Here is a 15,141-nt window from a genome sequence, read left to right as displayed (position 1 = left end):
AGGGTTATGCTGCTTCCGCTTGTCGACCAAGAAGCGGTTCTCTAGCGCTTTCGGCAAGTGCTAGCAGCTGTTCTTTTAGCGTGCCGGTTATGTTGATTTGATTCAATGTCGTATTCAGGTGCTCCATCAAGGCATCAAAATGGGAATCGTCCGGTCCCAGTTTAAGCAAATGAGAATGCGCGTCACAGATGCGGGTAATAGTGCGGATTTCCTGGCCGCCAATCACATCTAGTAGAAAAGCAAAGTCGCTACCGGTCACTAGGCTGTGTTTGGCATTGCTTCTGGCAAAAGCGGCCATGAAATAATCGTCCAGCAATTCGCTCAGTTCCTTGAGCTTTTTGCCCGTCAGCAGACTATGAATCAGCGTTTTTAACGGCCCGGTTTGCAAGGTTGCCGGAGTCGTGTTGAAGAATCGATTAACCCGATAGTCATCCAGCATTTTGTCGTACAAAACATCGATGATCTGATTAATCAAGGCGGGGTCAAGGCTAGATATGGCAACTGGCTGTGCCGTGGCTGTAAAGCTCATGATGACGTCTCCGTGGTTGTAATGCTTGCTGTTAACAAAATACTCGGCAGTCGAAACGTATTCTTGCAATATTGGATCGAAAATAGCCCAATCCTGACTTGTCTGGGTCGGCGTCCGCTCAAATTAGCGTGCCGGAATTCTCAAGCACATAAGCGACGCACCATCGGCTGGCTTTAGAGTGATAACTGGCAGCCCAGTATGTTTAGGATATGCCGAGAGTTGTCGCTTAATTTATTGATAATGAAGAGCCTCGTCGGGAAGCCTAATATCGCTATGAGTGTTCCAGCGATTAACGCTTTGTCAAATAAAACTCAAAATTCGTTGACATATTTTTGTGAGAATTGCGCCGCCCTGTGTCAAAAGCAGCCGCGTTGTGATCGTATTCAAGGCGGCGGATTTTAGAAAAAGAAGATATAAAAAAGGCGCATTGCCTTGACAATGCGCCTTAATAGCTAGGGCAGTAAATGATTACAGCTTGTCAGCGTTTTTGCTCAGGTAGTCAGCCACGCCAGCTGGGCTGGCATTCATGCCTGAATCACCTTTGTTCCAGCCGGCTGGGCAAACTTCGCCGTGCTCTTCGTGGAATTGCAGTGCATCTATCATGCGAATCATTTCGTCGATATTACGGCCCAGCGGCAGATCGTTGACCACTTGGTGGCGAACCATACCGTTTTTGTCGATCAGGAAGCTTCCACGGAAAGCCACACCGCCCGCGGATTCGACATCGTAGTCCTTGCAAATGCCGTGGCTTATGTCGGCGGCCAGGGTGTAACGGACTGGGCCGATACCGCCTTGGTTGACCGGGGTGTTACGCCATGCATTGTGGGTAAAGTGTGAATCAATAGAAACGCCGATAACTTCGACGCCGCGGCTTTTGAATTCGTCGATGCGGTGATCAAATGCGATCAACTCGCTTGGGCAGACGAAAGTGAAATCCAGCGGATAGAAGAATACGACAGCATATTTGCCACGAGTCGCATCGGAAAAACTGAATGCATCGACGATCGAGCCGTCACCCAGGACTGCTGGGACTGTAAAATCAGGGGCTTGCTTACCTACTAAAACGCTCATCGATTTCTCTCCAAAGTTACATATAAAACAAAAGGTTACGAGTGTATTCGCGCCTATCGGATAGGGCTGACATGTATTCTACACTAAATTAGTCGGGAATCATCCACCTATCCTAGCAAAATAAACTTGCGCAACTGACAAATTCACGTTAATTTGTAATCCGACGCTTACATGACTAACGGACGGTGTTGGACTTAATTTAGGATCATCTTGTGGGCTTTTGTTGCTTTTTGGGTAGAAGACATATGGCAAAAGTTAAACATATTACAGAGCCGGACTCATTTGGGTTTCAGGTTCGCATTGTTCGGCGCGGCAAAGAAAGTAGCCGCTATTTTTCACATAAGCTTTGGGGAAGCAAAACCAAATCCTTGAAGGCCGCCATTACTTGGCGCGATCAAATGCTGGTGGTATTGAAGGGCAGTAAGACCCGCTTTTTGAAACCGCCGAAAAACAAGACGACCACCGGGGTAACCGGCGTCTCCAGAACCATCAAATTCGATCACCGCAAGGACAAAAGTTATTTGTGCTACACGGTGTTTTGGGTCAAGGATGGCAAATCACGCAATAAAACCTTTCAGGTCGGCAATGTGCAAACCGTGACGGCGGACGATGAGTTGCATGCATTCCGCACGGCACGGTTATTCCGCAGCTGTTACGAGCATGCTATCGATCACGACGCCCATTTCGATGATAGTAAATTCGTTAACTGGAAAAAATTGCGGCTGTACGAAAACGAAAATCTGAATGTGGTGTCCTGACCCGTTTGGATTGAAGTGTTTTTGGTGTTAAGCCTAGGCGGGCTGATTTCGCTTTATTTCGCCTAGGCCCACGCCCAATTTGTTATTGCGCGGTCGATATTTCGATGCGCATGGATAAATCGATCGCGACCACGTTCTTGGTCAAGGCGCCGATTGAAATATAGTCGACGCCGGTTTCAGCTATGTCGCGGATATTATCCAAGCTGATATTGCCGGACGCTTCCAATTCGACCTTGCCTTGATTCAAGGCTACCGCGCTCCGCATGTCGGCCAAGGAAAAATTATCCAGCATGATACGATCCGGCTCGACGGCCAGTGCTTCCTCCAATTCCACTAAAGATTCGACTTCGACTTCGACCAAAACCGAGCTTATGGCTCTAGCCTTGTTGACTGCCGCGCAAATCGAGCCGGCCGCGAGGATGTGGTTTTCCTTGATTAACACTGCATCGAATAAACCAATCCGATGATTGACGCAGCCGCCGCATGTGACCGCGTATTTTTGGGCCAGTCTCAGGCCGGGCAGGGTTTTGCGAGTATCCAACACCTTACAGCCGGTTCCAGCTATCGCGTTGGCATAGCGCCGGGCCGTGGTGGAGGTAGCCGACAAGGTTTGCAACAGGTTCAACGCGGTACGTTCGCCACTCAATAACGCTCTGGCGGGTCCGACGAGTCGGCAAAGCATGGTATTGGCCGCGACCTCATCGCCTTCCCGACAAAACCATTCGATCATAATGTCCTGACTGAGCTGCCGAAAAACCGCATCGAACCAGGCTTGGCCGCACAGCACCATGGTTTCGCGAGTTACCACGCGGGCAGTGGCTTGGGTTGACTCGGGAATGATTGCGGCGGTAATGTCGCCGCTGCCCAAGTCTTCGGCAAGATAAGCGGCAATTTCTTCGGGGGTGGGCTGTGGGCTCATGAGCATGGCGGGGCAAGATTAAACACTTGGCCATTATAAACCAAGCTGCATGAAGCTAGCGGCTATGGGAAAATGGTGTTTTTGCCAATAACAATGCGTATCCACGATCACCAAATCGACGATGCCAAACAGCTGCCATCACCCAATTCCGATGCTCGGCCCAATTCCGAGGATATTTCCTTGCTGGTGATTCATTGCATCAGCTTGCCGCCCGAACAATTCGGCGGCGATTTTATCGATCAGTTATTTTGCAATCGTCTAGATCCTAATTTGCATCCTTATTTTCGGGATATTTACCAACTGAAAGTGTCGGCGCATGTGTTGATTCGGCGTGACGGGGAGTTGGTGCAATATGTGCCGTTCGACCGGAGGGCTTGGCATGCCGGCGTCTCAAGCTACCAAGGCAGGGAGCGTTGCAATGACTTTTCGATAGGGATTGAACTGGAAGGTTCTGTCAATCAGCCTTACACCGAACTTCAATATCAGCGTTTGGCCGAGGTGGCGGGGTTGCTAATCGCAAACTACCCCAAACTGAGCCGAGAGCGGATCGTCGGCCACAGCGATATTGCGCCGGAACGAAAAGCCGATCCCGGCCCCTGGTTCGACTGGCAAAAATTTCATCAACAGCTGAGTCAAATGGTTTAATTTTTATCCAAAAAGGCTGCGGCCAGATAGAGCGCGGCTATTGAGCGAGCTTCGCTACATTCGCCAGTCGCCATCAATTTGTCTATATCGTAGATGCTCCAAGGTATCACTTCCAACTCTTCCGGTTCGTCGCCCGCCAATTTTTCAGGGTATAGATCCTCGGCCAGAATGATGTCGATGGTATGCTCCAGATAGGCCGGTGCCAGGGACACCGTATGCAGATGGCGAAGTCGCCTGGCACCATAACCCACCTCTTCCTTCAGTTCGCGATTGGCCGCGTTGAGATTATTTTCACCGGCGTCAATCTTGCCTTTTGGTAACCCCAATTCATAGCGATGCAAGCCTGCTGCGTACTCTCTGACTAGTAACACCGTGTCGCGATTCAGCATGGGCACCACCAATACCGCGCCGGATGTGCCGTTTCTGGCCAGGCGCTCATACTGTCGAAATTGTCCGCTACTAAATTCCAGCTCCAGTGACTCGATTCGGAATTGGCGGGTTTCGGCGATGACGGCCTGACTATGGATAATGGGCATTTTTCGGTGCATGGCATAAATTACATGTACGATTTTCAATAGTTCGCATCGTAACAGAGCCGTGATGGCAAAGCCCTTGCTTTTTCGTTACCATCTGCCCGCCGCGAGCGATGGCGCTCGATCAATTTAAGGGACAGACAGATGCTCAACTGGCCAGACATCGAAACCGTGCTATTGGACATGGACGGCACCTTGCTGGATTTGAATTTCGATAATCATTTCTGGCGGGAGTTTGTGCCGTTGCGTTTTGCCGAGTTACACCAACTTTCGCCGGACGAAGCCAAGCGGCAATTGGCGCCGCGCTTCAAGGCCATGGAAGGCCGCCTGGAATGGTATTGCCTGGATTACTGGAGCATCGAACTGCAGTTAAATATTGCCGGTTTGAAGCAGGAGTTAGCCGGCTTGATCGCGGTGCATCCGCATGTCATCGAGTTTCTGGATGCCGTGCGCGGCAGTGGCCGGCGTTTATTGCTGGTGACGAATGCGCACCGGGATAGTCTGAGTCTGAAGATGGAAAAAACTTGTTTGCACCGTTTTTTTGACGACATCATTTGCTCGCATGATTACGGTCTGGCCAAGGAACAGCAGGGTTTTTGGCAAACCCTGCAAGACAAGCATGTTTTTGACAAACACAGCACCTTGTTGGTCGACGATAGCCTGGCGGTGTTGCGCTCGGCTCGGGCTTTTGGCATCGCTCATCTGATCTCGATCAGCAAGCCGGATAGCCGGGCACCGACTCGGCAAATTACGGAGTTTCCGGCAACGGAGGATTTTCGGGGGCTGATGCCGGGCTTGTGTCCCGCCGAGGGCCTTTGAACTCACGGGGTTTATGATCCGAGCGCGGCGGACGTTTGCCGTGCGGTACCACTCTTTCACGCGGTTCGCGGCGTTCCGGCTTGATCACATCCTCGACCAGTAGTTCCGGGGTAATCGATTCCACCGGCACTTTCTCACCGATATAGTCTTCGATGTCTGGCATCGAATAGGCATATTCCTCGCAAATAAAGCTGATGGCCTCGCCGCTGGCGCCGAAGCGGGCGGTACGGCCGATGCGATGCACGTAATCTTCCACGTCCTGCGGCAAATCGTAATTGAACACATGCGAGACATCCGGAATATGCAGGCCACGCGCCGCCACGTCGGTGGCAATCAGCAGCGTCACCCGGTTTTCCTGGAAATCGGCCAACAAGCGTTGGCGTTTTTCCTGCGGCACGTCGCCGCTGAGCATTGCGGTTTTATGGCCGTTGGCTTGCAGATAATCGTCCAGTTGTTCCGCGCAACGCTTGGTATTGACGAAGACGATGCTGCGCACGGGTTGATGGGTCTTCAGCAAGCCGAGCAACAACGGAATTTTTTGGTCGTTGGCCGGACAATAGGCGATTTGATTGATGGCCTTGGAGGTCACTTCTTCGGTTTCTATCCGAATCAAGACCGGATTGTTCATATGCTCATAAGCTAGTTCGGTGACCTTGTAGGACAAGGTGGCCGAAAACAGCAAATTCAGGCGTTTTTCCGGTGGCGGCATCCGGCGCAGCAAGAAGCGTATATCCTTGATAAAGCCCAAATCGAACATGCGGTCGGCTTCGTCCATTACCGTGACCTGAATATTATCCAGCGTGAAGGCGCCTTGCTTGTAAAAATCGATGATGCGTCCAGGCGTGCCGATGATGATGTCGACATTGGTTTTGAGCTTATCGAGCTGTTTCTGATAGTCGGTGCCGCCGTAGATCAACGCTAACTTCAGGTTCAGATATTTGCCCAAAACCAGCGCGTCTTTATGAATCTGAATTGCCAGTTCCCTGGTCGGCGCCAAAATCAATGCCCGCGGATTCTTGATTTTTTCGCTTTCGTCGTTGATCAGGCGTTGAAACGTGGCCAACAAAAAGCTGGCCGTTTTGCCGGTGCCGGTTTGGGCCTGACCGGCCACGTCTTTGTCGCGTAGCGCCAGCGGCAAGGATTTGTCCTGAATGGGCGTGCATTGGATGAATCCCGCTTCCTTCAGGCCTTTGATAATGGAGTCGGAAAGCTCCAGATTGCTAAAACGTGTTTCCGTCAAATGTGCTTTTTTCATAGCGTGATAGGATAACGTAAAATAGCGTTAGGTTGAAATCGATTGACAATTGCAATGGGTCGATTCTATAGTTTTTACTTTGTAAACTTTTGGAGAATGGCGTGAGCGACTTAGTCCTTCATGTATCAGATGCTGATTTCAACGATACCGTAATTAAAGCCAACGGTGCGGTTTTAGTGGATTATTGGGCGGAATGGTGCGGTCCTTGCAAAATGATTGCCCCGGTTCTGGATGAAGTCGCAGCTGAGTATCAAGGCAAATTGACCATTGCCAAGCTGAATATCGACGAAAACCCTAAAACCCCCCAACATTACGGCGTACGCGGCATTCCGACGCTGATGCTGTTCAAGGGCGGCGAAGTCGAGGCGACTAAGGTCGGCGCTCTGACCAAATCGCAGCTGACCGCTTTTATCGATAGCAATATCTAGCAATACGCTCCCGATTACCGGACTTGTCACAAAACGTTTTGATAAGTCCGGTTATTGCGCTAAAATCTTCGGCGCTTGCTTCTTACGCTTCTAAGACGTCCATAATAATTCCAACAGCCACTTCTGTCGTAAACGGTTTCATGCCGTTTGCTTATCCTCATTTCCCATAACCCTTATGAACCTTACCGAGTTAAAACTTAAACAAGTCAGTGAAATTATTTCCATAGCAGAAACCCTTGGCCTTGAAAATATCGATAGAGCCAGAAAACAGGAGCTGATTTTTTCTATCCTGAAAAAGCAGGCGAAAAGCGGCGAAGACATTTTCGGCGATGGGGTTCTGGAAATATTGCAAGACGGGTTTGGTTTTCTTAGGACGCCGGGTTGTTCTTATCTGGCGGGACCCGATGACATCTATGTCTCGCCCAGCCAAATCAGACGTTTCGGTTTGCGTACAGGGGATACGGTCAGCGGTAAGATTCGGCCGCCGAAAGAAGGCGAACGTTACTTTGCGATGCTTAAAGTGGAAAGCATCAACTTCGAATCGCCCGAACACGCCAAAAACAAGATTTCCTTTTCCAACCTGACCCCATTATTCGCCAACAAGCGTTTCCGCCTGGAACAGGGCAACGGTACCAGCGAAGACTTGACCGCCCGCATCATTGATTTGATCGCGCCGATCGGCAAGGGCCAGCGCGGCTTGATTGTGTCACCACCCAAAGCCGGCAAGACCATGATCATGCAAAGCATTGCCCATGCGATTGCCGAGAAGAATCCCGAGTGTTATCTGATCGTGCTGTTGATCGACGAACGTCCGGAAGAGGTAACGGAAATGGAACGTTGCGTGCGTGGCGAGGTGGTTTCCAGTACCTTCGACGAACCGGCGACCCGCCACGTTCAGGTGGCGGACATGGTGATCGAAAAAGCCCGGCGCATGGTCGAACATAAGCACGACGTGGTTATCCTGTTAGACTCTATCACCCGTCTGGCGCGCGCTTATAACATGGTGGTGCCGTCTTCCGGCAAACTGTTGTCGGGCGGTGTCGACGCCAACGCGCTGGAAAAACCCAAGCGCTTTTTCGGCGCGGCGCGGAATATCGAGGAAGGCGGCAGCTTGACGATTATCGCTACCGCACTGGTCGAAACCGGCTCCAGGATGGACGAGGTGATCTTTGAGGAATTCAAAGGCACCGGTAACATGGAACTGCACCTGGAACGTAAAATCGCCGAAAAACGTATTTACCCCGCCATCAACATCAACCGTTCCGGTACCCGTCGCGAAGAATATCTGGTCGATCCCGACGAACTGCAAAAAACCTGGATTCTGCGCAAGATTCTGCAACCGATGGACGAATTGGCCGCATCCGAATTCTTGCTGGGCAAGTTGAAGGATTTCAAAACCAATGCCGAATTTTTCGATTCGATGAAACGCTAACGTTGGTTTTTTAGCCGCAAAAAGCCGGGATTGCCAATCGCAGCAAACCCGGCGATAGCCACAATATCCGCGCTATTTCCCTGCTTTTAACAGTCTTTTTAACTCACTCGCTGCTGGCAAGGTCTATCGCCCGCATTCAGGCGAGTCCGCCTGAGTATTGTTATTAGCGCGCCTAGTTTGTATATTGGCCACTCACCTGAATTAGGAGTATGGCCTTGCAGACCACCAGCAGATTTTTCATTCAATTTATCCGTCTAGCGGGACCTTTTTGGTACTCGGAAAACAAAGCGACTATCCGAGGGTTATCCTTGGCGTTGTTGCTGCTGACTATCTTGCAAATCGCCATCTCGGTCATCATCACGATATGGAGCGCCGATTTATTCGACGCCCTCGATCAACGCTCGATGTCGCGGTTCTTTACTCAGATAGGCCTGATTGTTTTGATTTTCATCGCCAACATGGCGATTACCGTCACCCATTTAAAGGTCAAGCGTCGCATACAACTGGATTGGCGCGGCTGGTTGACGGATAAATTAATCGGCCAATGGATGCACGACGGCCGCCACTATCTGGTAACGCATATTCCGGGCAAGCACGATAACCCGGATGGACGCATCGCCGAGGACATTCGGATTGCTACCGAATATGCCATTGATCTGGTTCATAGTTTGTTGTACAGCGTTCTGCTGCTGATCAGTTTTACCGAGATTTTGTGGGACTTATCCGGCACCGTGATATTGGATCTGGGCATCGTGGAAATGTCGATACAAGGGCATTTGGTCTTGATTGCGATGATTTACGCCGCCAGCGCTTCGATGCTGGGCTGGTGGATAGGCCGCCCCCTGACCAAGGCTACCGACGATAGGCAAACGGTCGAGGCCAATTTCCGCTTTGCCCTGGTAAAGGCGCGCGAAAACTCGCTGGCCATTGCGCTGATTCATGGCGAACGCCATGAAAATCCGCATTTTCACAAACTGTTTGGCGACATCATCAATGCCTGGAACCAGCAGACCAGCGCCTGGGAAAAAATTATGCTGTTCAGCTCCGGTTATTCGGTGCTGTCGATGGCATTTCCGATTCTGGTATCGGCTCCACGCTACATTCTCGGCAGCATTACCCTGGGTGCATTGATGCAGTCGGCCCAATCCTTTCAGCACATGGTGTCCGCCTTGTCCTGGCCGGTGGATAACATGGGGCGAGTCGCCGAATGGCGCGCTTCGGTTGAGCGTGTATTGGGGCTCTCGGGTGCGCTCGACCAACTGGAAAAAGAGATTGCCAAACCGGATCCGCGCCGCATTCATTTGCTAAAAAAACCGCAGTCGGTCTTGCGCTTCGACAATCTATGCCTGACCCGCCTGGATGGCATTGTCTGCATTTCCTGTCTTAACGAAGAGATCAAGGCGGGCGACAGGGTTTTGATCGCCGGTAACGCGTTTACCGGCAATAAATTATTCAAAGCCATCGCCGGGCTTTGGCCTTGGGGCGAGGGAATCATCGAATTGCCGGATGACGAGCCGATGTTTTTCATGCCGCCCCGGCCTTTCCTGCCCACCGGCGCATTACGCGCGGCGATCTGTTATCCATCCCACCGCACGGACTTTAGCCAGGCCGACATCGAATATGCTCTCGAACTGGCCGGAGTTAAGGAATTGATTCCACAGCTGGACGATATCGGCGATTGGGAGAAGAATCTGGAGCGCGAGCAACAACAACGCCTGGGCATGGTGCGTTTGCTATTGCAACGACCCAAATGGATCTTGATGCAAGAAGCCTTTGATTCCCTAGATCCGGACGGGGAAGTCGAGATGATACGCATCATTAACCAAAAACTGCCGGATTCGGCCCTGTTGACGATTACCAAGCAACCGACCATACAAGCCATGCACAAGCGGCAGATCCTTCTATGTTGATATGAGACAGGCACCGATGATGCAAAGCCAACCGAGAATACTCGGCAAAAAAGTCCGTGGCGTCAACCTCGGCGGCTGGCTGGTACTGGAAAAATGGATGACGCCCAGTCTGTTCGAAGGCCTGTCCGCGCGGGATGAAACCGCGTGGTGCGTTGAACTGGGCAAGCAGGCCGGGCCGCGCTTGAGAGAACATTGGAACATTTTCATCCGCCGCGACGATTTCGCCTGGCTGGCCCAAATCGGTATCAACGCAGTCAGAATCCCGGTCGGACACTGGTTGTTCGCGGCCGATTATCCTTACCATCCAAGCTATGGCGAAAACCGCCATCCTTTTGTGCAAGGCGGCGTCGAGATATTGGATCGGGCTTTTGATTGGGCCGAGGAATTTGGCCTATCGATCCTGGTCGATTTGCACGCGGCCCCCGGTTGCCAAAACGGCTTCGATAATGGCGGCATTCAAGATGTTTGCGAATGGCATACCCAGGAAGCCTATATCGAATATGCGGTAAAAACCCTGGAGCGGCTGGCGCAACGCTACGCCAATCGGCCAGTCTTGCTTGGCATCGAAGTGCTGAATGAGCCGCGCTGGGACCTGGACACCGCGTTGTTGCAGCGTTATACCCTGGCCGGTTATCGAGCCATTCGCCAATACTGTAACGCGGAACAAGTTGCCGTGGTGTTTCATGACGGCTTTCGCGGCTTCCGCGACTATCAGGGCTTTATATCCGGTCCGGGCTATCAAAATGTGATATTCGACATCCACCGCTACCAGTGCTTTGTGCGGGAAGATGTCGAACTGGATATCTTCGGACACCTGCAAAAAGCCGTTGTTGACTGGAAGAACGAGGCCGAGGACATCATCACCCATTCCGGCCTCCCCACCTATGTCGGCGAATGGAGTCTGGGCCTGGATTTGAAAATGACCGAGACTTGGGCCGCCGGTGCATTCGATTATCCGCAAAACACCATGGACGATTTCCAATTGAATCTAGCCTATCGCGGTTATGCCGCCGCCCAACTGGCCTGCTTTGAAAAATACCTGGGCTGGTTCTTCTGGAGTTATAAAACCGAGACCATGTTGCATTGGAGTTTTCGCGATTGCGTGGCAAGAGGCTGGCTGCCGGATAACTTTGCCTGCTAGCGGTCAGCCCTCAATACTTAATTCGCGCTTGTCGTAAAAACGATTGTCAAAAATTTCCCTAGCCTAATCCTTAAATTCCGTGGCAAAGTCGGTGCTTGCCGGCCGAAAAGTACCCGTGGTTATTTTGCAAGCTCGAAAGGGACTCCGACCAAGACGAGAACGCCGATAGCGTCAAATATAAAAACCTGGCCGGACACGGATGTTCTGGAAACCCGGTCCATGTTCGATCATAGTCTATCGCTATTTGCTTTCCCGAGTTTGATTTGATAAAAAGCAGAAGAGTTTAAGTGCTTGGCTTATCATTGCTCTTGCCCTTGGAGTAAGGCGGCTCTCTTTGGAATAGGAGACTTACGGGGGGCAATTGGATATTCCGGTTTGAATTACAGGGGGACGGGATTGCACGATTTGGATATAAACCTCTTTACGTCGGCGGCTATTTCACCGGCCACCATCCTGATCACCGATGACGACCCGAGTAATCTGTCTAATCTCGGCGGATTCCTACGGCCCTATTTTAATGTCCTAGCCGCCCCTTCCGGAGAACGCGCATTACAGATCGCCGCCGGTCCGCTGAAACCGGATTTGATCCTGCTCGACGTCTTGATGCCGGACATGGACGGCTATGATGTACTCGCTCGCCTGCGTGACAATGCCGCGACCCGCGATATTCCGGTTATATTCGTCACCGGGCTGGATTCCAGCGAAGACGAGGAGCGCGGTCTGACGCTCGGTGCGGTGGATTACATCGCCAAACCTTACCGCCCGCCCATCATTCTGGCGCGGGTGCGCACCCAGCTCGAACTCAAGCATGCCCGCGACCGGTTGGCGAACCAGAACGCCTACCTGGAAGCCGAGGTCGAATCCCGCACGCAGGATATTCAACTGATTCAAGATGTTACCATCAAGGCCTTGGCCGAGCTGGCCGAAACCCGCGATCCGGAAACGGGCTACCACATCCATCGTACCCAGGAATATGTGCGTATCTTGGCCGAACGCTTGCAAGACCATCCCCGCTTTTCAGGCTTTCTGACCGACAAGGTCGTGGAACTGTTGGCCAAGTCCGCGCCGCTGCACGACATCGGCAAGGTGGGCATACCCGATCATATCCTGCTCAAACCCGGTAAGTTGACCGAACAGGAATGGGCCATCATGAAAACTCACAGCCTGCTGGGAGCGCAAGCCATCGAGCGCGCCGTGCGCGATGCCGGCCGTAGCGTCGAGTTCCTAGACATTGCCAAGCAAATTACCCATTTTCATCATGAAAAATGGGACGGCAGCGGTTATCCAGACGGCCAAAAAAACGACGCCATTCCGATTCCCGCCAGACTGATGGCCGTGGCCGATGTCTTCGACGCGCTGGTTTCGCCTCGGGTCTATAAAGCACCGATGTCGATCGAGCAAGCGCGCGGCATTATTGCCGGCGAGCGCGGACGCCACTTCGATCCCGACGTGGTTGACGCCTTTCTGGCTTGCTTGGATGATTTTTTAACCGTTTCCCGCGACTATAAAAACGGTGACAGGCCTCATGAATAGCGCGGGAAAGCCGATCAGCGGCGAGACCTATTTTTTTCGCGATCATGGCCAGTTCGACTTGCTCTTCCTGCGCCTGTTGCCGGAGTTGATCAAACGCCGCCGCGATACAAAAATTTTGCGCTTGTGGAGCGCCGGATGCGCCAGCGGCGAGGAAGCCTACTCGCTGGCCATGTTGGTGGACAGCTTATTGCCGGAGCGCAATGACTGGAACATTTTGATCGTCGGTAGCGACATCGACCCGACCGCGCTGGCAAAAGCCCGGCGAGGATGCTATGGGCGGTGGTCTTTTCGGATGGTGCCGCCGGCTTTGCAACAACGCTATTTTCGGCTCCAGGGTGGCGAGTGGGCGTTGGACGAGCGCATCCGGCGCATGGTCGGTTTCCGTCGCCTCGACCTGGTAGCCGAGCCGTTCCCCGACGCCGAGTTGCGGGACATGGATTTGATTTTATGCCGCAATGTCTTCATTTATTTCGATGCCGACACCGTGGCGACGGTTGCGAACAAACTGGCGAGGGCTCTTTGCGAAGGCGGTTACTTGATGACCGCTCACGCCGAACTCACCGGCCTGCATCCGAAGGATATGCAGAGCAGACTATTCAGCGAAAGCGTGGTGTATCAACGGGTGGCGCACATGGCCGCCGGGGCCGCGTTGCCGGATGTGCGCCCGCCGCCGTCGCCAGTCGCGCTGCAACGCGCACCCGATCAGGCGCCTCTTTTGGCGGCTAGTGCCGACGCCTTGCTGGCGACCGCGCGGGAGTTCGCCGATAGGGGCGACTATGGCCTAGCCGAGCAGACCTGCCAGCGGGCGTTGTCTATCGCTCCACTGGCGGCTGCGCCGTATTTCCTATTGGCGCAATTGGCCCAGCTAGGAGGCGATTTCGAGCGGGCGGGCAAGTTGTTGGACAGAACGCTTTATCTCGATCCCGGTTGCGTCGCCGCCACGCTGGAACTGGCGGCGCTTTGCGAGCGCGCGGCAAACCTGCCACGCGCACAAACCCTCAGGCGCGCTGCGTTGGATATTATCCGTTCGTTGCCCGGCGACGCGGCGATAGCGCCCTATGACATCACGGCGGCGGAAATGGCGCAATGGCTCGCGCAATGAATAGCCGCGCTGGGGGGTGATGACGTGGCTTCTCGCTCCTTGCTGATTTTTGATCTCGATGGTTCGCGCTTTGCTCTGGAGGCGACCGAGGTGTTCGAGTCGGTCTGGCTGCCCGAATTGACTTTCATCGAGGAGGCTCCGCCATGGGTTGTGGGTATGTTTAGTTTGCGTGGCCGTATCGTGCCCGTTACCGACCTGCATTTACGGTTTGGCCGTCCCGCGCGGCATTACCGCCTCGGCGATCAGGTCGTAGTGCTGAAAACCGATCGCCAAGTGGCGGGCTTGATCGTCAGCGAGGTGCTCGAGGTCATTGAACTGGCATCGGACTCGATCCAGCCGCCTCCGGAATTCGATAGTTCGATGACGCACTTCGTGGCGGGCGTGGTAAACGTGGGCGAGGACTTGGTCAGTCTGCTGGATGTCTCGCGACTGGCCAAATTGCCTCAAATAGCTGTCCTAGACGATATGGAGGAGCCGACGGCGCCGGTCCGCGATTTTTATGATGCGGAAACCACGGCCGAAGTTCGGGCCTTGTTCCACGCGCGGGCCATGGCCTTACGGCAAAGCGCCGCCGAAGAGGAGAAGGATTCCGGACTGGGATTGGCCGTGGTGGAGTTGGGCGGCGAATATTTCGCCATCGAGTTGGTGGCCGTGCAGGAGTTTTGCAACATCGGCCCCTTCAGTCCCATACCCTGTTGCCCGCCGCATATTCTTGGGGTCATGAGCCTGCGAGGCAACCTTTTGACGTTGATGGACCCACGTAGCGCGCTAAACCTGCCGCCCGCCGCCAGGGGCAACAAGGCCGTGATCACCCGCGTTTCCGCCGCTTCCGACACCGGCCCCGGGGAACAGTTGATTGGGATCGCCGTGGATGAAGTGCATGACGTGGTTTACCTCCGGCGCGAGGACTTGCAAGCGCCGCCTTCGACGCTCATCGAGCAGTACGGAGCGGAAATTACCGGCACCGCGCGATATGCGGGAGGGACTATGACGGTGCTGGATCTGCCGGTACTGTTGGCGCGTGATGAATGGATCGTCAACGAGAACGTGTAGAAAAACAACCAAG

General features: G+C 53.2%; 15 protein-coding genes. 10 read left to right on the top strand and 5 right to left on the bottom strand.

What is annotated here, in order from left to right; translation table 11 throughout:
- Positions 1-4: 4 nt before the first annotated feature.
- Both IVG45_RS17595 and IVG45_RS17590 read right to left on the bottom strand, forming a co-directional pair.
- Positions 5-529: a hypothetical protein gene (locus IVG45_RS17595; protein ID WP_196435094.1), complete on the bottom strand. Its 525-nt coding sequence runs from the start codon at positions 527-529 to the stop codon at positions 5-7.
- A 468-nt stretch (positions 530-997) separates the two neighbouring features.
- Positions 998-1,600, bottom strand: coding sequence for a peroxiredoxin (locus IVG45_RS17590; protein WP_196435093.1), 603 nt, complete (start codon positions 1,598-1,600; stop codon positions 998-1,000).
- 245 nt (positions 1,601-1,845) lie between these two features.
- Between IVG45_RS17590 and IVG45_RS17585 the strand changes: the two genes are divergently transcribed.
- Positions 1,846-2,358, top strand: coding sequence for a hypothetical protein (locus IVG45_RS17585; protein WP_196435092.1), 513 nt, complete (start codon positions 1,846-1,848; stop codon positions 2,356-2,358).
- A gap of 82 nt (positions 2,359-2,440) precedes the next feature.
- Here the strand turns inward: IVG45_RS17585 and nadC are convergent, their stop codons facing one another.
- Positions 2,441-3,277 carry a carboxylating nicotinate-nucleotide diphosphorylase gene (gene nadC, locus IVG45_RS17580; protein WP_196435091.1) on the bottom strand — a complete coding sequence of 279 codons (837 nt, stop codon included), beginning with the start codon at positions 3,275-3,277 and terminating at the stop codon, positions 2,441-2,443.
- Between the two features lie 93 nt (positions 3,278-3,370).
- Between nadC and ampD the strand changes: the two genes are divergently transcribed.
- A complete protein-coding gene (gene ampD, locus IVG45_RS17575; protein WP_196435090.1) occupies positions 3,371-3,922 on the top strand; it encodes a 1,6-anhydro-N-acetylmuramyl-L-alanine amidase AmpD in 552 nt (183 codons plus the stop codon).
- Here ampD and nudE read toward each other — a convergent pair.
- The gene (gene nudE / locus IVG45_RS17570) at positions 3,919-4,458 is read right to left on the bottom strand and encodes an ADP compounds hydrolase NudE (RefSeq protein ID WP_442923336.1); all 540 of its coding nucleotides are present in this window, start codon (positions 4,456-4,458) and stop codon (positions 3,919-3,921) included. The two genes, ampD and nudE, sit on opposite strands and share 4 nt — an antisense overlap.
- Before the next feature lie 141 nt (positions 4,459-4,599).
- Between nudE and yrfG the strand changes: the two genes are divergently transcribed.
- Positions 4,600-5,274, top strand: a complete 675-nt coding sequence (gene yrfG, locus IVG45_RS17565; protein ID WP_196435089.1) for a GMP/IMP nucleotidase — start codon at positions 4,600-4,602, stop codon at positions 5,272-5,274.
- On the opposite strand, the gene IVG45_RS17560 is transcribed toward yrfG, so the two are convergent.
- Positions 5,204-6,529 carry a DEAD/DEAH box helicase gene (locus IVG45_RS17560; RefSeq protein ID WP_196435088.1) on the bottom strand — a complete coding sequence of 442 codons (1,326 nt, stop codon included), beginning with the start codon at positions 6,527-6,529 and terminating at the stop codon, positions 5,204-5,206. The two genes, yrfG and IVG45_RS17560, sit on opposite strands and share 71 nt — an antisense overlap.
- Positions 6,530-6,630: 101 nt before the next feature.
- On the opposite strand from IVG45_RS17560, the gene trxA reads away from it, so the two are divergent.
- From trxA to IVG45_RS17525, 7 genes are all read left to right on the top strand, one after another.
- A complete protein-coding gene (gene trxA / locus IVG45_RS17555) occupies positions 6,631-6,957 on the top strand; it encodes a thioredoxin TrxA (protein WP_196435087.1) in 327 nt (108 codons plus the stop codon).
- 175 nt (positions 6,958-7,132) lie between these two features.
- Positions 7,133-8,389: a transcription termination factor Rho gene (rho, locus tag IVG45_RS17550; protein ID WP_196435086.1), complete on the top strand. Its 1,257-nt coding sequence runs from the start codon at positions 7,133-7,135 to the stop codon at positions 8,387-8,389.
- A gap of 209 nt (positions 8,390-8,598) precedes the next feature.
- Positions 8,599-10,299: an ABC transporter ATP-binding protein/permease gene (locus IVG45_RS17545; RefSeq protein ID WP_196435085.1), complete on the top strand. Its 1,701-nt coding sequence runs from the start codon at positions 8,599-8,601 to the stop codon at positions 10,297-10,299.
- 16 nt (positions 10,300-10,315) lie between these two features.
- Complete coding sequence (locus IVG45_RS17540) at positions 10,316-11,440, top strand: glycoside hydrolase family 5 protein (RefSeq protein ID WP_330165368.1); 1,125 nt, start codon at positions 10,316-10,318, stop codon at positions 11,438-11,440.
- Positions 11,441-11,845: 405 nt separating this feature from the next.
- Positions 11,846-12,973, top strand: a complete 1,128-nt coding sequence (locus IVG45_RS17535; RefSeq protein WP_230874633.1) for a response regulator — start codon at positions 11,846-11,848, stop codon at positions 12,971-12,973.
- The gene (locus IVG45_RS17530; RefSeq protein ID WP_196435084.1) at positions 12,966-14,075 is read left to right on the top strand and encodes a CheR family methyltransferase; all 1,110 of its coding nucleotides are present in this window, start codon (positions 12,966-12,968) and stop codon (positions 14,073-14,075) included. Before IVG45_RS17535 ends, IVG45_RS17530 begins: the two co-directional genes overlap by 8 nt.
- A 24-nt stretch (positions 14,076-14,099) precedes the next feature.
- The gene (locus IVG45_RS17525; protein WP_196435083.1) at positions 14,100-15,128 is read left to right on the top strand and encodes a chemotaxis protein CheW; all 1,029 of its coding nucleotides are present in this window, start codon (positions 14,100-14,102) and stop codon (positions 15,126-15,128) included.
- The last annotated feature ends 13 nt before the right edge of the window (positions 15,129-15,141 follow it).

This window comes from Methylomonas sp. LL1 (assembly GCF_015711015.1).
GTDB lineage: Bacteria > Pseudomonadota > Gammaproteobacteria > Methylococcales > Methylomonadaceae > Methylomonas.
This window is presented reverse-complemented; position numbering and strand designations above follow the sequence as displayed.